Source organism: Cupriavidus sp. 09_S30 (assembly GCF_056930435.1).
Genome location: NZ_JBXOWI010000001.1, coordinates 359774 through 378484 on the forward strand (window position 1 = coordinate 359774; position 18711 = coordinate 378484).

Sequence of the window (18711 nt, forward strand, 5' to 3'; positions counted from 1 at the left end):
CATACTCCCATACTCCTACCGGGGCAGCGGGGATGCGGCGTGGCGGCAATGCTGGCCCGCGCCGAACCTGTGGCCGGCAACAGCAGAGCGTCATGATTTCCACTCGAAGCACCTGATACCGGTCTGCGCACCGCGTGTATGCCTTGCCCACGTGCTGTACCGGGTCGGCCTGGCCTGAAGCGGCCGGCCCACAGCGTTTTTCGGATTTCCCTGGCGCAATACTGTGTACTCCCAAACGCAAATCGATCCGGTGGTCAGCTTCCGCAACTCGCAGGGCGAGCAGGTGCGAGGCACGATCATCAATCTCCAGAGAAAGTCTCTGGTGATGGAAATCTATAATCCCTATTCGATCGTGCAGGTCAGCGAGGTGCTGTCCGACCTGTCCGTCAAGATGGGGACCAAGAACGCCTATTTCGGCAAGGCCGTGGTGATCAGCCTGGTCAACACCGGCCTGACCGCCGTCGTGTCGGTCACCCTGATCGAGGAGTGGCGCGAACTGTCCGAGATGACGGGCGAGCCCGCCTCGGTGGGCAACGAGTCGCGCGCCTTTGTGCAGGATTGGACCGAGCGCTTCCGCATCCGCCGCGACTACCAGATCGTGGTCAACGAGATGCGCGCCTTCCTGTCGGATGTCTCGCGCTGGGTCGAGCAGGTCGACATGACCACCGTGCTGCCGAAGGAAGGCGACACGCTGCGCATGGATGTCTTCCTGGAACTGGCGCAGCCGATCGGCGACAAGATCCGCCACTACTCGGCGCTGCTCGAGGGCGAGGCGCTGCAAGTCGAGGCCGAGCTGGCGCCGATGCACCGCACCTTCACCCAGTCAGCCCTGCATCCGCTGCTGCTGCGCGCGCCCTTCGTCTTCCGCACCTATACCAAGCCGCTCGGTTACGCGGGAGACTACGAGATGGTGAATCAACTGCTGTCCGACCCGCGGCAGGGGCCGAGCACCTACTTCCAGATCGTCAACGCGACCTTCCTCCAGTCGGCCGTGGCCGCGGCGCACCGCAACCGGATCGACCTGCTGGTCGAGTACCTGGTCGGCCTGGCGGAGAAGGCGCGCGCCGCCGGGCGGCCCTTGCGCCTGCTCAACGTGGGCTGCGGGCCGGCCGTCGAGATCCAGCGCTTCATCGAGACCTATCCCGATCCGGAGCTGCTTTCCTTCCAGCTGGTGGATTTCAGCGAAGAGACACTGGGCTACACGCGCGGCCATATCGAGGCCGCCGCGGCGCGTGCCGGTGCGCGCATGGAGGTCGAATACGTGCACCAGTCGGTGCATGACCTGCTCAAGCGGCGCATCGCGCCGGATCCGGGCCTGCAGGAGTTCGACGCGGTCTATTGCGCGGGCCTGTTCGACTATCTTTCCGACAAGGTGTGTTCGCGCCTGATCAGCTACTTCGCTTCGCGTACCTATCCGGGCGGTTCGGTCCTCGCCACCAATGTGCACGCGAACAATCCCGAAAAATTCAGCATGGAACACATGCTCGAGTGGTACCTGATCTATCGCGACGAGGCCACGATGGAGTCGCTGCTGCCGCCGAACTGCCATGACCCGAAGCTGTACTGCGATTCCACCGGCGTCAATGTGTTCGTGCAGGCCACGGTATCCGACATCGCTGCCTAGTTCAGGACGATCATGCTCAAACGGGTTGTGGGCCGGTACACCAACTATGAGGCTGAACTGCGCGAGTTCCGCCTGGCGAGCAGCAAGGCAGGCGCCCTGACCGCGGTGGTGCTCGTCATGGCGGGCGTACTGCTCGACTACGGGATCTACCCGCACGAGCAGTTGCGCTTCTTCCTCGCACGCCTGTTCGTCTCATTGCTGATCGGCGCGATCTACGCCGTGTTGTCGATGCCGTTCGGCCGGCGCTACGTGCAACCGCTCACGCTGGCGTGGCTGATCCTGCCGCAGTTGATGATCGCCTGGATGATCGGCGTCACCGAGGGGGCCTCGTCGATCTACTACGCCGGGCTGAACCTGGTCATCTTCGCCGTCGGCATCGCATTGCCGATGGGCCTTTGGCAGACCATCGGCTTCGGCGCGGTCACCTACCTGTTCTACGTGCTGGCGTGCCTGGTGCATCCGCTCGGGCTGACCGACCGCGGGCACTTCTTCGTCAATTCGATCTTCATCGCGTTCTCGATCACGGCCAGCGCCGTCTACACCTTCATGAACGAGCGCGGGCATTTTCATCTGTTCCGCCTGAAGGAAGAGCTGGCCAACAAGAACCTGGAGCTGGCGGAGATCAACCGCAACCTGGCCGAGATCAAGGGACAGATGCTGCAGCAGGAGAAGATGGCAGCCATCGGTACGCTGGCGGCCGGCCTGCTGCACGAGGTCAACAATCCGGTCAACTTCTGCCTGATGGCCATCGAGGTGGCCATGGAGGAGCCCGAGAGCAAGGCGAACGCCTCGCTGGAGGAATGCCTGGTCGATGCCAAGCAGGGCATGCAGCGCATCCAGCATATCGTGTCCGACCTCAAGACTTTCGCCTACCGCAAGCCGGGAGCCGAGGCCGAAGGCGTGCCGTTCCTGCTCGAGAAGGCGCTGGACTCCTCTTGCCGGCTCACCGCGCACGAACTGCGCGGCGTCACGTTGTCGCGCAACCTGCCAGACGACACGCTGGTCCTGGGCGACGAGGCGGCCGTCATCGGCGTACTGATCAATCTGTTCTCCAACGCCGCACTGGCGATGCGCAAGGCGCAGACCCCGAAGCCGGCGATTCACACGCAAGCGCACTGGGAAGGCGGCCGCCTGCATATCCGGGTGCGCGACAATGGGCCGGGCATCCCCGCCGAGAACCTCGCCCGCGTGTTCGAGCCGTTCTTCACCACCCGCGCCGTCGGCCAAGGCCTGGGGCTGGGCCTGTCCATCAGCTATGCCGTGGTCGAGCGCCATGGAGGCACGCTGTACGCCGAGAGCGAACTGGGCGAATGGACGGCCTTCACCTTCGACCTGCCGAGAGCCGAGTGAGGATGCGATGAGCAGCGACACGGGCCAGGCGAAGGCCACCATCCTCTACGTCGACGACGAGGATATGGCCCTCAAGTATTTCGCTCGCGCTGTCGGCGCCGAATACGAGGTACTGCTGGCCTCCGGGGCCGAGGAGGCGATGGAGCTGCTGCGTAGCCACGGCGCGCGCATTGCCATCCTAGTCACCGATTTCCGCATGCCCGGACGCAATGGCGGGGACCTGCTGCGCCAGGTGGCGCAGGAGTTTCCTACCGTGGTGCGCATCCTGGTGACGGCCTATGCGGACAAGGACACGCTGCTCGATACCGTCAACACCGGCGAAGTCTTCCGCATCCTTGAGAAGCCGCTGGGTCTCGCGCAGGCTCGCGAGGTGCTGCGTGCCGCGGTCGAACGCCACCGCGAGCGCGAGGTGCGGCACCAGCGGCTGACTGCCATCGACGAAACGCTGGCCTTCCTCGCGCACGAGCTGAACACGCCGCTGGCGGCCATCGCCAATTTCGCCCAGGGTGTGCAGAACCGCAGCGAGGCCGAGTACAGCGCGCAGCGCCAGGGCGAGATCGGGCAGGCCGCTGCCGTGATGTACAGCAACGCACAGTACTGCCTGGCCGTGATCTCGTCCTTCCTGCAGTCGGTGCGCAACACGGCCGGTGGCGCGCCGGCCAAGTCGGGCGTGGACGTCAGCGCAAGCGCCCTGATCGCGGCGCTGCTCGACACCTATCCCTTCGCCGAGGCGCAGCGCAGCTGGGTGCAGGTCGAAGCGTTCGGCGACTTCCCGGTCTATACGCTGCCGAACTGTGTCTCGCTAGTGCTGTCCTCGGTGATGAGCAACGCCTTGCGTGCGCTCGCCGGCGTGCCGTCGCCGTCGCTGCGCTTCGTGGTGGAAGCTGGTCCGAGCCCAAGGATTCGCATCTGCGACAACGGCCCGGGCATTCCGCCCGAGGTCATGGCGCGGCTGCTGGTCGATCCCGTGACGACTCACGCGGAGGCCGGCGGCAGCGGCCTGGGCATGATTTTCTGCAACCGCGTCATGCAATCCTTCGGCGGCGGGATCCAGATCGACTCGCAGTCGGGCGCCGGCACGATCGTGACGCTTGAATTTCCCAATACCAAAAGTCGAATGCATAGGAGTGATCGATGAACGATCCGATTGCCACGCAGACACCTCCACCGGCGATTCTGTTCGTCGATGACGAGGCTACGGCGGTCAAGTACTTCCAGCGCGCCATTGGGGCACTGGCGCCGGTGGTCACCGGCGGATCGGTGGAAGAAGGCAAGGCGATGCTGGACGCGCATGCCGACAGCCTGGCCGTGCTGGTCTCGGATCAGCGCATGCCCGGCGAGTTCGGCAATGAACTGCTGCGCTACGCACGCGAACGCTATCCGCATATCGTCCGTATCCTGACCACCGCTTATTCCGAACTGGAGCACACCGTCGAGGCGGTGAACCAGGGGCAGATCCATCGCTATATACGCAAGCCGTGGGACATCACCGCGCTGCGCATGGAGATGCGCCAGGCGCTGGAACTGGCCGGGCTGCGCAAGGAGCGCGACCAGCTCTTGCGCGAGAAGCTGGTCGTGCTGCAGAAGCAGACCACGGCCTCGCGCGTCGGCATGATCCACGCCCTGTGCGCGAGCCTGGTCGGTCCGGGCCGCTTCCAGCCCGTGGAAACCTACTTGGCTGGCGCGGTGCTGGGCGGGGCGAGCAATGTCGAGCCGGACTGGCTGCTGATGGACTACTCTGACCTGATCAGCGCGGAAAGCCGCCGCAGCGGCGACTTCGGCCACGCACTGACGGCACGGCTGGCCGCACTGCGCGCGCAACTGGCCGGCCGCGGCGCGGCGGATGCCGTTGCCGTGCTGGCTGAGGTGCTTGGGGATGGCGTGGTGCGGCGTGAGGGAGATGTCCTGAGGTGGGCGGCTCCCCAGTTGCTCTCCGAATTCCTCAGCCTGCCTGTTGGCGAGGCCGTTTCTGCGAGCCATGTGGATTGGCTTGCCTGTCTGCTCTGGCTGGAGGAGGCTGGTGGGGCGTTGCAGTTTGCTCGCGAGGGGGAGGCCATCCTGTGTCGGGGTGGGGCGCGTGTGGATAGCTTTGCGGCAAATCGGTTGGCGGTTTGGATTGAGCAGTTCTGAGCCGGAACGGGTTTGTTGGAAGGGAAGGGCGCCTGCGGGCGCCTTTTTCTTTGGGCGGTGCGTGGCTGTTGTTGAGATGGTCTTCTGTTACTTGGGCCTTCTGGGTGGTCTGCGGGGCAACATGTTGATTGCAGGCAGCGGTCTTGGTTGTTCGGGCCAACAGCCTGTTTCGAGTCCCCCTGCGGGAGCCGATCTGCTCTAGCGGTATTGGTCTGCGAGGCAACAGCCTGTTTCGACTCCCCTGCGGGGAGCCGACTCACTTTCTTTGTCTCACCAAAGAAAGTAAGCAAAGAAAGGCGACCCGGGTGCGGCGAAACCCCCTCGCGAATTCGGCACGGCCGCCGCGCCCGTCCGAACTCGCGGCCTGCGGCCGCTCAAACAGCGGACGGGCTTCATCGGCGGCCGTGCCGAATTCGCGAGGCGCCGCACACGGGAGGGAAAGGCCAAACCGTCGGTGTGCCAGCGGCATGGTTGATTGCGTGACGACTTGGTTCGCGATGATCTTGTGTTCGGCCAGCGAGCTGGCCGAACACCTGTCACCCGATGCGAAGCGAGGCGTGGCGTCCTTACCCTGCCGTATGCGGCGCCTCGCGGGCTGGCGAAAAGAGCGGAAAAGAGGGCCCCCTGTCTGAGGATCGCCTTAAGGCGATCCGAGTTGGGGCCCGGCCGCTCTTTTCGCCAGCCCGCGAGGGGGTGTTAAGCCGCATCCGGCGCGCCTTCTTTGCCTACTTTCTTGGCAAGACAAGAAAGTAGGTCTGTAGTGGTCCAATGATCTTGGACACCTCAAAAGGTAGACTTTCGGTCAACCAGTGAGGTGTAAATGGGACGTAAAGATTTCTCGGACGAGTTCAAGTCAGATGCGGTCAATCTGGTCTTGGAGCAAGGCTACAGCGTCAGTAAGGCCGCGCAGGCGCTGGGCATTGGCGAGACGGCACTGCGGCGCTGGCTGGGCCAGCGGCAAGCCAAAGCCAAACCGGCGCAGAGCCCGGTCACGAGTGATCTGACCCCGGAGCAGCGCCGCATCCGGGAGTTGGAGCAGCAGGTGGCGCAGTTGGAGCGGGAGCGTGACATCCTAAAAAAGTCCACGGCCTTCTTCGTCAAGGAACTCGATCGCCATACGAAGTGATTTGGCTGATGGAGAAGGCGTGGCCGGTCGCAGTGATGTGCACGCTGCTGGGAATGCCGCGTAGCAGCTACTACGCGTGGAAGGCCCGAAGGGATCGACCGCGTGCCCAGCGTCAGGCGCTGGTGCACGAGGTCAGGGTGATCCATCAAGCCAGCGGGCAAAGCTACGGTAGTCGTCGGATGGCGCAGGAGCTGCGGCGACGCGGCCACGACATCGGCCGGCACCGGGCGCGCGGGCTGATGAAGGAAGCCGAGGTCGTCGTACGCGCTCGGCGCCGGCATTACTACAGCAAGGGCGGCACATCGTCGGCCATCGCGCCAAACCGGCTCAATCGCCAGTTCGAGGTGGCTCGGCCCAATCGGGTCTGGGCTGGGGATGTGACATTTATCTGGACCCAGCAAGGCTGGCTCTACCTTGCCGTTGTGATTGACCTGTACTCACGGCGCGTGGTGGGCTGGGCCTTTTCGTCTTCGGCTGACACGCGCCTGGTGAGTCGGGCGCTGAGGCTGGCGCTGGAGAGCCGACGCCCCGACAAAGGGCTCATGTTCCACTCGGATCAGGGCAGTCAGTACTCCAGTCTCGCCTTCCAAGCGATGCTGCACGACGAGGGCATTACCCCCAGCATGAGCCGAGCCGGCAACTGCTGGGATAACGCAGTGGTGGAGCGGTTTTTCTGCTCACTGAAGGGCGAACGCATACGGGACCGGGCCTACCGCGACCATGCTCAGGCCCAGGCGGACATCACGGACTACGTGCTGTTCTTCTACAACCAGCAGCGATTGCACTCGGCGGCGATGAACATGCCGCCGGCCGAGTACGAGGCTTTCAAACGAAGGGCTGCCTGAAAAAGTGTCCAAGATTACTTGACCACCACAGTCGGCTCCCCGCAGGGGAGTCGAAACAGGCTGTTGCCTCGCAGACCAAAGCCGCTGCCTAGTACCGAAGCCCTAAGCACCCAAAGAAAAAGGCGCCCGCAGGCGCCTTCTTGCTTTCAAACAGCACAACAACCCATCAAGCCTGCGCCCCAAAATTAGGATCGCCACGATCAGTGCCGTCAGCCTTCTTCTCACTCTTGACCAGATCCTCACGCTTAACGCCCAGCCACATAGCCAGCGCCGCAGCAACGAACACCGAAGAGTAGATGCCGAACAGAATACCCACCGTCAGCGCGAGCGCGAAGTAGTGCAGGGTCGGGCCGCCGAAGAAGAACATCGACAGCACCATCATTTCGGTCGAGCCGTGGGTGATGATGGTCCGCGACATCGTGCTGGTGATCGCGTTGTCGATGATCTCGTGGGTGGTCATCTTGCGATACTTGCGGAAGTTCTCGCGGATCCGGTCGAAGATCACGACCGACTCGTTGACCGAGTAGCCCAGCACCGCCAGGATGGCCGCCAGCACCGACAGCGAGAATTCCCACTGGAAGAAGGCGAAGAAGCCCAGGATGATCACCACGTCGTGCAGGTTGGCGATCACGCCGGCCACCGCGAACTTCCACTCGAAGCGGAAGGACAGGTAGATGATGATGCCGATCACCACGCACAGCAGCGCCAGCAGGCCGTCGGTGGCCAGTTCCTTGCCCACCTGCGGCCCGACGAACTCGACGCGCTGCAGCTTGACGTCAGGCGAGGCGGCGCTCAGCGCGCCCATGACCTGCTCGCTCTGCTGGGCGGAGGTAACCTGCTTGCCGTCCGGGCCCTTCTGCAGCGGCAGGCGGATCATCACGTCGCGCGAGGTGCCGAAGTTCTGCACCTGGACGTCGGCGTAGCCCAGCTTGCCCACCTGGCCACGGATCTTCTCCAGGTCGGCGGCCTGCTGGTAGTTGACCTCCATCACCGTGCCGCCCGTGAATTCGATCGACAGGTGCAGGCCCTTGTGCCAGAGGAAGAACACGGCTGCGGCAAACGTCAAGAAGGAGATCACGTTGAAGATCAACGCGTGCTTCATGAACGGAATGTCGCGCCGGATGCGGAAGAATTCCATATCGGATCCTGTTGTGTCCTGCTGTTATCTGCGGGCGGTCCCGCGCGCCGCGCGGGACCTGCCGGTTACTTCGTCGTGCTGCTGCCCTGGTCGGCGTCCGGCTTCCAGATCTGGCCGATGGCCACGCTCTGCAGGCGCTTCTTGCGGCCGTACCAGAGGTTGACCAGGCCGCGGTTGAAGAACACCGCCGAGAACATCGAAGTCATGATGCCCAGGCAGTGCACCACCGCGAAGCCGCGCACCGGGCCGGAGCCGAAGGCGAGCAGCGCCAGGCCGGCAATCAGCGTGGTCACGTTGGAGTCCAGGATGGTGGCCCAGGCGCGCGCGAAGCCGGTGGCAATGGCGGTCTGCGGCGCGGCGCCGGCGCGCAGTTCCTCGCGGATGCGCTCGTTGATCAGCACGTTGGCGTCGATGGCCATGCCCAGCACCAGCGCGATAGCGGCGATGCCCGGCAGGGTCAGCGTGGCTTGCAGCATCGACAGCACGGCGATCAGCAGCAGCAGGTTGGTCGCCAGCGCCGCCACCGAGAACATGCCGAACAGCATGTAGTACAGCATCATGAAGACGGCGATGGCGCCGAAGCCGTAGGCCACCGAGTCAAAACCCTTGCGGATGTTGTCGGCACCCAGCGACGGGCCGATGGTGCGTTCCTCGATGATGTCCATCGGCGCGGCCAGCGAGCCGGCGCGCAGCAGCAGTGCCAGGTCGCTGGCGGCCTCGGTCGAGTAGGAGCCGGTGATCTGGAAGCTTGAGCCCAGTTCGGACTGGATGGTCGCCACCGTCAGCAGCTCGCCCTTGCCCTTCTCGAACAGCACGATGGCCATCGGCTTGCCGATGTTCTCGCGCGAGACGTCGCGCAGCACGCGGCCGCCCTGGGCGTCGAGCTTGATGTTGACCGAGGGGCGCTGGTTCTGGTCGAAGCCGGCCGAGGCGCTTTCGATGCGGTCGCCGGTGAAGATCACCTGCTTCTTCAGGATCGCCGGCGCGCCGTTGCCCTGGGTGAACAGCTCGCTGCCATAGGGCACGGGGTCGCCCGGGCGCGGCACGCGCGGCGCGTTGGGGTCGACCAGGCGGGCTTCCAGCGTTGCGGTGCGGCCGATGATGTCCTTGGCCTTGGCGGTGTCCTGCACGCCGGGCAGCTGCACCACGATGCGGTCGGCGCCTTGCTGCTGGATCACCGGCTCGGCCACGCCCAGTTCGTTGACGCGGTTGTGAAGGGTGGTGATGTTCTGCTTGACCGCCGCGTCCTGCACGGCCTTGCGCGCCGCGTCAGTGAACAGGCCGACCACGTCGTTGCCGTCCAGGCTGAAGGCCAGTTCGCGCAGATTGTCCGCCAGGATGCCGCGCGCCTTGCCGGCATCGTCGGCGTTGTTGAAGTGGATGGTCAGCTTCTCGCCGTCGCGGTCGACGCCGCCATGGCGCACGTTCTTGTCGCGCAGCAGGGTGCGCGCGTCGGTGGCCAGGCTGTCGAGCTTCTTGTCGACCGCGCCCTTCATGTCGACCTGCAGCAGGAAGTGCACGCCGCCGCGCAGGTCCAGGCCGAGGTACATCGGCAGCGCGTGCAGCGTGGTCAGCCAGTGCGGCGAGCCGGACAGCAGGTTCAGCGCGACGACGTAGGTCGGGTCGCTCGCATCGGGATTGAGCGAGCGGTTCAGGATGTCCTTGGCCTTGAGCTGCTCGTCGGTGGTGCGGAAGCGCGCCTTGACCGAGCCGGACTGGCCGGAGACGTCGAAGAAGATGCCGTCAGGCTGCAGGTTGTTCTGCGCCAGGATCTGCTCGACCTGCTTCTGCATGGCGAGGTCGACCTTGACCGTGGCCTTGCCCGACGAGACCTGCACGGCAGGCGCCTCGCCGAAGAAATTCGGCAGCGTGTAGATGATGCCGATGGCCAGGGCCACCAGGATCACGAGGTATTTCCAAAGCGGATAACGATTCATCTTTGGCCAGTCATTCTGCGGTCGGAGGTGCCGGCGCCGGGATCAAAGGCGTTGCGGCAGGGGCCGATCCGGTTGGCAAACAGCCGCCTGGCATGCGCGGGCGTTCCCGGGCTGGATCAGGCGGCTGCTTGGGCATGCGCCCGGGCCGTGGGGCCCGGGCATGCCGGAAGTGGCGAGAAGCGGCATGGCGCGTGGGCGCGCCGGCGCCGAGGCGATCAGAGCGCCTTCAGCGTGCCCTTCGGCAGGATCGTGGTGACGGCGTTCTTCTGCACCGTGATCTCGGTGCCTGCCGCCACCTCGACGCTCACATACTGCTCGCCCACCTTGGTGACCTTGCCGAGGATGCCGCCAGCCGTCACGACCTCGTCGTTCTTGGCCAGCGCTTCGAGCATGGACTTGGTTTCCTTCTGGCGCTTCATCTGCGGGCGGATCATGATGAACCACAGCACCGCGAACATCAGGATGATGGGCAGGAAACTCATCAGGCCGCCCGCCGCGCCGCCGGCACCAGCGGTCTGGGCAAATGCGTTGGAAATCAACACGTTGCTTCTCCGTCACTAAATATATTTGATGAATCGGGCATTCTACCACCCGTGTATGACCGTTCTGGCGCCTTGCGGGGCGCCTTAGGGGTTTGTTCGGGGCGCCGCCTGCGCCGCCTGTGCCGCGTCCTGGCAGCGAGCGGGCCCTCGCATTCGACCCGCCCAGGCAGGAAAGTTCGCAGCCGCCCCGTTCAGCGCGTGCCGCGCGCGCGGTCGGCCGCGAACTGCACGCGGAAAGCGTCGAAGCGGTGCTGCTCGATGGCCTCGCGCATCTCGCGCATCAACTGCAGGTAGTAATAAAGATTATGGATGGTGTTTAGCCGGGCGCCCAGAATCTCGCCGACCCGGTGCAGGTGGTGCAGGTAGGCGCGCGAAAAGTTGCGGCAGGTGTAGCAGGCGCAACTTTCGTCAAGCGGGCGCGGGTCGTTGCGATGGGCCGCGTTCTTGATCTTGACGTCGCCGAAGCGGGTGAACAGCCAGCCGTTGCGCGCATTGCGGGTGGGCATCACGCAGTCGAACATGTCCACCCCGGCGGCCACGCCGGCCACCAGGTCCTCGGGCGTGCCGACGCCCATCAGGTAGTGCGGCTTGTTGGCGGGCAGGCGCGGCGCCACGTGCTGCAGGACGCGCATCATGTCTTCCTTGGGCTCGCCGACCGACAGGCCGCCGATGGCGAAACCGTGGAAGTCCAGTTCGGACAGGCCGGCCAGGGATTCGTCGCGCAGGTCCTCGAACATGCCGCCCTGGACGATGCCGAACAGCGCATTGGGGTTGGCCAGGCGCTCGAACTCGTCGCGCGAGCGCTTGGCCCAGCGCAGGCTCATGCGCATCGAGGCGGCGGCTTCCTCGTGGGTGGCCGGGCGGCCCTCGATCTCATAGGGCGTGCACTCGTCGAACTGCATCACGATGTCGGAGTTCAGCGTGTGCTGGATCTGCATCGAGATCTCGGGCGACAGGAACAGCTTGTCGCCGTTGACCGGCGAGGCGAAGGTCACGCCTTCCTCGGTGATCTTGCGCAGCTCGCCCAGCGAGAACACCTGGAAGCCGCCCGAATCGGTCAGGATGGGCTTGTCCCAGCCGACGAAGCGGTGCAGGCCGTCGTGGGCGCCGATCACATCCAGGCCCGGGCGCAGCCACAGGTGGAAGGTGTTGCCCAGGATGATCTGCGCGCCGATCTCGTTCAGTTCGAGGGGCGACATGGCCTTGACCGAGCCATAGGTGCCCACCGGCATGAAGATGGGCGTCTCGACCACGCCGTGGTTGAGCGTGACGCGGCCGCGGCGGGCGTTGCCGTCGGTGGTGAGGAGTTCGAATTCGAGCATGGCGGGTTCGGGGCGTGTCAGGTCGGTTTCTGAGATGGGTGGGCGCCAGGCGGCTCAGGCGCCGGCCGGTACGGCCACTGCGGCCGCCTGGTCCTGGCGCGTCAGCAGCATGGCGTCGCCGTAGCTGAAGAAGCGGTAGCGCTGCCCGACCGCATGCTGGTAGGCGGCGCGGATGGTCTGCACGCCGGCCAGGGCCGACACCAGCATCAGCAGCGTCGACTTGGGCAGGTGGAAGTTGGTGATCAGCGCGTCGACCAGGCGGAAGCGGTAGCCCGGGGTGATGAAGATGTCGGTGTCGCCGCTGCCGGCGGCCAGCGTGCCGTCCTCGCGCGCGGCCGATTCCAGCGCACGCAGCGAGGTGGTGCCGACTGCGATCACGCGGCCGCCCGCGGCGCGCGTATCGCGCACGGCCTGCGCCAGCTCGGGCGAGATCGCGTACCACTCCGAGTGCATCTTGTGCTCGGCCAGGTTCTCGGTGCGCACCGGCTGGAAGGTGCCGGCGCCCACGTGCAGGGTCAGGAAGGCGCGGCGCACGCCCATGGCGTCGAGCCTGGCGAACAGCGCGTCGTCGAAATGCAGGCCAGCCGTGGGCGCGGCCACCGCGCCGGGGTTGCGCGCGTAGACGGTCTGGTAGCGGGTCTCGTCGTAGGCGTCGGGATCGTGCGTGATGTAGGGCGGCAGCGGCAGCCGGCCGTAGCGCTCGATCAGGTCCAGCGCCGGCTCGGGAAAGCGCAGCGTGAAGAACTCGCCGGCGCGCGGGCCCACGGTGACCTCGAAGGCATCCGCCAGGCGCAGCGTGCTGCCCTCGGCCGGCGTCTTGGAGGCGCGCACCTGGGCCAGCACGGTGTGGCTGTCGAGCAGGCGCTCGACCAGCGCCTCGATCTTGCCGCCGCTGGCCTTGTGGCCGAAGAAGCGCGCCTTGATCACGCGGGTGTCGTTGAAGACCAGCAGGTCGGACGGGCGCAGGTAGTCGACGATGTCGGCAAAGGCGCGGTCCAGCAGCCGGGTGGCCTCGGGGCCGTTACCCGGCGCCAGCCGCTCCACCACCAGCAGGCGGCTTGCGCTGCGCTCGGGCAGGGCGGACTGCGCGATGAGCTCGGGTGGCAGCGGGAAGTCGAAATCGGACAGCGTCAACATATTGGAAGCGGCAATGCAGAAGCCGCCGCGCGGCGGCGGCGGCTGGCATGGGTACAATCGGCGAATCCGATATTGTAAGGCTTGGGCGGCCGGTGCCGCCCGGACGCGGGTGATACCGCCCATCGGCGATGCACCGTCGCGCGCCTGCCATGCTCCGCGCGCGGACTCGCCGTCACGCGCCGCCCCGCGGCACGGCATGGCTCGCCACCGACACGACTGACCACGACTGACCACCATTGACCGCCGCCCGATCCCGCCCGATGCCTGGAACCGCGCCAACCCCGGACACCGACGCTGCCGCTGAGGCCAGGTCCGCCACGCCCGCCAAGCCCGCGCCGGCCGCCAACGGCAAGCCGTCCTCGGCCATGGCGCGGCTGGCCAAGATGGGCCTGAAGCGCGACGTCGACCTGGTGCTGCACCTGCCGCTGCGCTACGAGGACGAGACCACGCTGCTGCCGGTGGCCGAGGCCATCTCGCGCGCCGGCCTGGGCCTGCCGGTGCAGGTGGAGGGCGTGGTCACCTCGAACGAGGTCACGCTGCGCCCGCGCCGGCAATTGGTGGTGAAGCTGGCCGACGACAGCGGCGAGCTGATGCTGCGCTTCATCAATTTCTACGGCAGCCAGGTCAAGCAGATGGCCGAAGGCATGCGGCTGCGCGTGCGCGGCGAACTGCGCGGCGGTTTCTTCGGCGCCGAGATGATCCACCCCACGGTGCGTCCGGTGACCGAAGGCGAGGCGCTGCCCGACCGCCTGACCCCCGTCTACCCGGCCACCGCGGGCATCTCGCAGGCCTATCTGCGCAAGGCCATCGGCGGCGCGCTCACGCGCACGCCGCTGCCCGAGACCCTGCCGCAGCCCGTGCTGCAGGGCCCGCTGGCGCGGCTGCGCCTGCGGCCGCTGGCCGAATGCCTGCGCCTGCTGCACACGCCGCCGCAGCAGGTGGACGAGGCCGCGCTGGCCGAGCGCCGCCACCCGGCCTGGCAGCGCGTCAAGTTCGACGAGCTGCTGGCCCAGCAGTTGTCTCTCAAGCGGGCCCAGGCCGCGCGGCGCGACAAGAGCGCACCGGCCATGGCGCGCCGCGAAGGCGGCCTGCTGACCCGCTTCCTCGCGGCGCTGCCGTTCCGGCTCACAGGCGCGCAGCAGCGCGTGGTCGAGGAGATCGCCGCCGACATGGCCGCGCCCCATCCGATGCACCGGCTGCTGCAGGGCGACGTCGGCAGCGGCAAGACGATCGTGGCGGCACTGGCGGCCTGCCAGGCCATCGACGCCGGCTACCAGGCCGCGCTGATGGCGCCCACCGAAATCCTGGCCGAGCAGCACTACCGCAAGCTCTCGGCCTGGCTGGAGCCACTGGGGGTGCCGGTGGTATGGCTGGCCGGCAGCCTGAAGGCGCGCGCCAAGCGCGAGGCGGTGGCGCGGGTGGAGTCCGGCGAGGCGCAGCTGGTCATCGGCACGCACGCGCTGATCCAGGACGCGGTGCGCTTCGCCCGCCTCGGCCTGTCCGTGGTGGACGAGCAGCACCGCTTCGGCGTGGCGCAGCGGCTGGCGCTGCGCGGCAAGGCCGAGGGTGGAGCGGAGGGTGGGGCCGATCGCGCGGCCGCCGAGGGCGAGGGCGCCCAGACCGTGCCGCACCAGCTGATGATGTCCGCCACGCCGATCCCGCGCACGCTGGCGATGACCTACTACGCCGACCTCGACGTGTCGGTGATCGACGAACTGCCGCCGGGCCGCTCGCCGGTGGTGACGCGGCTGGTCAACGACTCTCGCCGCGACGAGGTCATCGCGCGCGTGCACCACGCCGCGGCGGAAGGCCGGCAGATCTACTGGGTGTGCCCGCTGATCGAGGAAAGCGAGGCCTTGCAGCTGCAGACGGCGGTGGAGACCCATGAGACCCTGGTGGCGGCCTTGCCCGAGCTGAAGGTGGGGCTGGTGCACGGGCGCCTGCCGCCGGCCGACAAGGCCGAGGTGATGGCCGGCTTCTCCGCCAACCAGCTGCAGGTGCTGGTGGCCACCACGGTGATCGAGGTGGGCGTGGACGTGCCCAACGCCTCACTGATGGTGATCGAGCATGCCGAGCGCTTCGGCCTGGCCCAGCTGCACCAGTTGCGCGGGCGGGTGGGGCGGGGCAGCGCCGAATCGGTCTGCCTGCTGATGTACCAGGCGCCACTGTCGCCCACCGCGCGCGAGCGCCTGGCCACCATGCGCGAGACCACCGACGGTTTCGAGATCGCCCGGCGTGACCTGGAGATCCGCGGCCCGGGCGAGTTCCTCGGCGCGCGCCAGTCGGGCGAGGCCATGCTGCGCTTTGCCGACCTGGAGCACGATGCCTGGCTGGTCGAATATGCGCAGGAAGCCGCCGAGTTGATGCTGGCGCGCTACCCGGAGGCCGTCGAGGCCCATCTTGGGCGCTGGCTGGGCGGGCGGGAGCAGTACCTCAAGGCTTAAGGGTCATGCGCCGGCGGCCCGCCGCCGCGCGCTGCGGCCGGCGCCACAGGTGCAATAGGCGCAGTAGACGCAGTAGACACAATAGGTGCGAAAGTGATGCCCGCTCTGCTTGCCTGCTATCGATCTGACAAGGCGGGCAATCGAAGGTAAAATCTATCGCCTAACCAGAATTCATTGATAGCCATGACGCTCACTGAACTCAAGTACATCGTCGCCGTGGCGCGTGAGCGCCATTTCGGCCGGGCGGCCGAGGCCTGCTTCGTGTCGCAGCCGACCTTGTCGGTGGCCATCAAGAAGCTGGAAGACGAACTCAATGTGCAGATCTTCGAGCGTGGCACCTCCGAGGTGTCGGTGACGCCGGTAGGTGAGCAGATCGTGGCGCAGGCGCAGCGCGTACTCGAGCAGACCATGGCCATCCGCGAGATCGCCAAGCAGGGCAAGGACCCGCTCGCCGGGCCGCTGCGCGTGGGCGTGATCTATACCATCGGGCCCTACCTGCTGCCGGCGCTGGTCAAGCAGATGATCGAGACCGTGCCGCAGATGCCGCTGATGCTGCAGGAGAACTACACGGTCAAGCTGATCGAGCTGCTCAAGCAGGGCGAGATCGACTGCGCCATCATGGCCGAGCCCTTTGCCGATTCCGGCCTGACCGTGCAGCCACTGTACGACGAGCCCTTCGTCGTCGCGGTGCCGCGCGGCCACCAGCTCGCGCAGGAACCCAAGGTGGACCCCGATGAACTGAAGCAGCAGACCATGCTGCTGCTGGGCAGCGGCCACTGCTTCCGCGATCACGTGCTGGGCGTGTGCCCCGAGCTGTCGCGCTTCTCGCAGGCCGCCGACGGCATCCAGAAGACCTTCGAGGGCTCCTCGCTGGAAACGATCCGCCATATGGTCGCCAGTGGTGTCGGCATCACGGTCCTGCCGCGCACCTCGGTGCCCGACATGAAGCCCAAGAACGACATGCTGGCCTATGTGCCGTTTGCCGAACCGGTGCCCGACCGCCGCGTGGTGCTGGCCTGGCGCAAGAGCTTCACCCGCCTGCCGGCTATGCAGGCGCTGTCCGCCGCGGTGGCTGCCTGCGAGCTGCCGGGCGTGCGCAAGCTGCCTGCCAAGGCGCTGGCCGAAGCCGCCTGAGCCCGGCCTTTCCCCGGCCTTTCCCCTGCGCCGCGCGTGACCGCGCGGCATCCCGGGGCCGGCGCACATGCGCCGGCCATCGCGCCGCTTTCCGTTCCTTCTGCTTCCAGACTTCCTTCGTTCGCATGGCTGTGCCATTCCGAACTGACCGTAAGAATAGGAATTCTCTAATTCATAGTTAGGAATTATTGAATCTACATTTCGATAGTGCTTAGGTAGACTCCTTTCACCGACGCAGCCTGCGCCGCGCCCACAAAGGAGTCCAACATGAACGACATCCCCCTCCCTCCCGGGCGCGCCAGCCTGCTGTCGTGGCGCGCTTTCGGCCAAGGCCTGGCCGACTGTCTCGCTTGCTACGCGGCGGCCATCTGAACCTGTACGACAGGCCATTGCCCCGCTTCCCCAACCCATCCCGGAGAGGACACGATGAGCAAGGATATTCTTACCAATGCATCCGGCGCACCGGTCGCCGACAATCAGAACTCGCTTACCGCGGGTCCGCGCGGCCCGATGCTGCTGCAAGACGTGTGGTTCCTCGAAAAGCTCGCTCACTTCGACCGCGAGGTGATTCCCGAGCGCCGCGTGCACGCCAAGGGGTCGGGCGCGCATGGCAGCTTCACCGTGACCCATGACATCACCCGCTACACCAAGGCCTCGATCTTCGCCGAGGTGGGCAAGACGACGCCGCTGTTCATGCGCTTCTCGACCGTCGCCGGCGAGCGTGGCGCGGCCGACGCCGAGCGCGACGTGCGGGGCTTCTCGGTCAAGTTCTACACCGACGAGGGCAACTGGGACATCGTGGGCAACAACACGCCGGTGTTCTTCGTGCGCGACCCGCTCAAGTTCCCCGACTTCATCCACACGCAGAAACGCAACCCGCGCACCAACCTGCGCGACCCGATCGCCGTGTGGGACTTCTGGTCGCGCCACCCGGAATCCCTGCACCAGGTCACCATCCTGATGAGCGACCGCGGCCTGCCGCAGAACTACCGCCAGATGCACGGCTTCGGCTCGCACACCTTCTCCTTCATCAATGCGGCCGGCGAGCGCTTCTGGGTCAAGTTCCACTTCAAGTCGCAGCAGGGCATCGCCAACTGGACCAACGAGGAAGCGGCCAAGGTGGTGGCGGGCGACCGCGAGAGCGCGCAGCGCGACCTGTACGAGAACATCGAGGGCGGCAACTTCCCGCGCTGGCATGTGCGCGTGCAGATCATGCCCGAGGCGGATGCGGCCCAATACCAGATCAACCCCTTCGACCTGACCAAGGTCTGGCCGCACAAGGACTATCCGCTGATCGACGTGGGCGTGATGGAGCTCAACCGGAACCCGGACAACTACTTCGCCGAGGTCGAGCAGGTGGCGATGAACCCCGCCAACGTGGTGCCCGGCATCGGCTTCTCGCCTGACAAGATGCTGCAGGGGCGCTTGTTCTCCTACGGCGACACGCAGCGCTACCGCCTGGGCGTGAACCACAACCAGATCCCGGTCAATGCGCCGAAGTGCCCCTTCCACAACAGCTACCACCGCGACGGCGCGATGAGAGTGGACGGCAACCAGGGCGGCAAGCTGAACTACGAGCCCAACCGCGAGGGCGCCTTCGCCGCCGGCGAGCGCGCCGCCGAGCCGCCGCTGACGCTGGACGGGCAGGCCGCCGGCCACTGGGATCACCGCGTCGACAGCGACTACTACAGCCAGCCCGGCACCTTGTTCCGCCTGTTCGACGAAGGCCAGCGCCAGCGCCTGTTCGTCAATATCGCCGCGGCGATGCAGGGCGTGCCGGAGGACATCGTGCGCGTCCAGCTCGAGCATTTCGGCAAGGCCGATCCGGCCTATGGCGAGGGCGTCAAGCGCGCGCTCAAGCTGAAGTAAGCGGCGCGCGGGCGGGCCGGGCACCGTCGCCCAGCCCGCCCGCGTCATCGACTAATGCCATAATGCAGACGCGATATCGCACGCATGTGCGCCCGGCGCGGGCCGCGCCCCGT

At 66.3% G+C, this 18711-nt stretch carries 13 protein-coding genes; 8 read left to right on the forward strand and 5 right to left on the reverse strand.

Features of this window, described 5'->3' with window-relative positions; all coding sequences use genetic code 11:
* Positions 1 to 223: 223 nt before the first annotated feature.
* From AC1Z3O_RS01770 to AC1Z3O_RS01790, 5 genes are all read left to right on the forward strand, one after another.
* Positions 224 to 1624, forward strand: a complete 1401-nt coding sequence (locus AC1Z3O_RS01770) for a class I SAM-dependent methyltransferase (protein ID WP_483513028.1) — start codon at positions 224 to 226, stop codon at positions 1622 to 1624.
* Between the two features lie 12 nt (positions 1625 to 1636).
* Positions 1637 to 2974: an ATP-binding protein gene (locus tag AC1Z3O_RS01775; protein ID WP_483513029.1), complete on the forward strand. Its 1338-nt coding sequence runs from the start codon at positions 1637 to 1639 to the stop codon at positions 2972 to 2974.
* A gap of 7 nt (positions 2975 to 2981) precedes the next feature.
* Positions 2982 to 4112 (forward strand): ATP-binding protein, encoded by a 1131-nt coding sequence (locus tag AC1Z3O_RS01780; RefSeq protein ID WP_483513030.1) that lies wholly within the window; start codon positions 2982 to 2984, stop codon positions 4110 to 4112.
* A complete protein-coding gene (locus AC1Z3O_RS01785) occupies positions 4109 to 5104 on the forward strand; it encodes a response regulator (RefSeq protein WP_483513032.1) in 996 nt (331 codons plus the stop codon). The genes AC1Z3O_RS01780 and AC1Z3O_RS01785 overlap by 4 nt, the downstream gene beginning before the upstream one ends.
* An 820-nt stretch (positions 5105 to 5924) precedes the next feature.
* A protein-coding gene (locus tag AC1Z3O_RS01790; protein ID WP_483513033.1) for an IS3 family transposase occupies positions 5925 to 7075 on the forward strand; the annotation gives its coding sequence in 2 pieces (ribosomal slippage) (positions 5925 to 6186 and positions 6186 to 7075; 1152 coding nt in all).
* A gap of 166 nt (positions 7076 to 7241) precedes the next feature.
* Here the strand turns inward: AC1Z3O_RS01790 and secF are convergent.
* From secF to queA, 5 genes are all read right to left on the reverse strand, one after another.
* Positions 7242 to 8213 (reverse strand): protein translocase subunit SecF, encoded by a 972-nt coding sequence (gene secF, locus AC1Z3O_RS01795; protein ID WP_483513034.1) that lies wholly within the window; start codon positions 8211 to 8213, stop codon positions 7242 to 7244.
* 65 nt (positions 8214 to 8278) lie between these two features.
* Positions 8279 to 10150: a protein translocase subunit SecD gene (gene secD / locus AC1Z3O_RS01800; protein ID WP_483513036.1), complete on the reverse strand. Its 1872-nt coding sequence runs from the start codon at positions 10148 to 10150 to the stop codon at positions 8279 to 8281.
* Positions 10151 to 10365: 215 nt separating this feature from the next.
* Positions 10366 to 10692, reverse strand: a complete 327-nt coding sequence (gene yajC, locus AC1Z3O_RS01805) for a preprotein translocase subunit YajC (protein WP_483513037.1) — start codon at positions 10690 to 10692, stop codon at positions 10366 to 10368.
* A gap of 191 nt (positions 10693 to 10883) precedes the next feature.
* Positions 10884 to 12014 (reverse strand): tRNA guanosine(34) transglycosylase Tgt, encoded by a 1131-nt coding sequence (gene tgt, locus AC1Z3O_RS01810; RefSeq protein ID WP_483513038.1) that lies wholly within the window; start codon positions 12012 to 12014, stop codon positions 10884 to 10886.
* A gap of 54 nt (positions 12015 to 12068) precedes the next feature.
* Complete coding sequence (gene queA / locus AC1Z3O_RS01815) at positions 12069 to 13151, reverse strand: tRNA preQ1(34) S-adenosylmethionine ribosyltransferase-isomerase QueA (RefSeq protein WP_483517495.1); 1083 nt, start codon at positions 13149 to 13151, stop codon at positions 12069 to 12071.
* 260 nt (positions 13152 to 13411) lie between these two features.
* On the opposite strand from queA, the gene recG reads away from it, so the two are divergent.
* The 3 genes from recG to AC1Z3O_RS01830 all read left to right on the forward strand — a co-directional run bounded on the left by recG (position 13412) and on the right by AC1Z3O_RS01830 (position 18598).
* On the forward strand, positions 13412 to 15595 hold the full coding sequence (gene recG / locus AC1Z3O_RS01820; protein ID WP_483513039.1) for an ATP-dependent DNA helicase RecG: 2184 nt from the start codon (positions 13412 to 13414) through the stop codon (positions 15593 to 15595).
* A 183-nt stretch (positions 15596 to 15778) separates the two neighbouring features.
* Positions 15779 to 16729, forward strand: a complete 951-nt coding sequence (locus AC1Z3O_RS01825) for a LysR substrate-binding domain-containing protein (RefSeq protein ID WP_483513040.1) — start codon at positions 15779 to 15781, stop codon at positions 16727 to 16729.
* A 426-nt stretch (positions 16730 to 17155) separates the two neighbouring features.
* On the forward strand, positions 17156 to 18598 hold the full coding sequence (locus AC1Z3O_RS01830; RefSeq protein ID WP_483513041.1) for a catalase: 1443 nt from the start codon (positions 17156 to 17158) through the stop codon (positions 18596 to 18598).
* Positions 18599 to 18711: the final 113 nt, after the last annotated feature.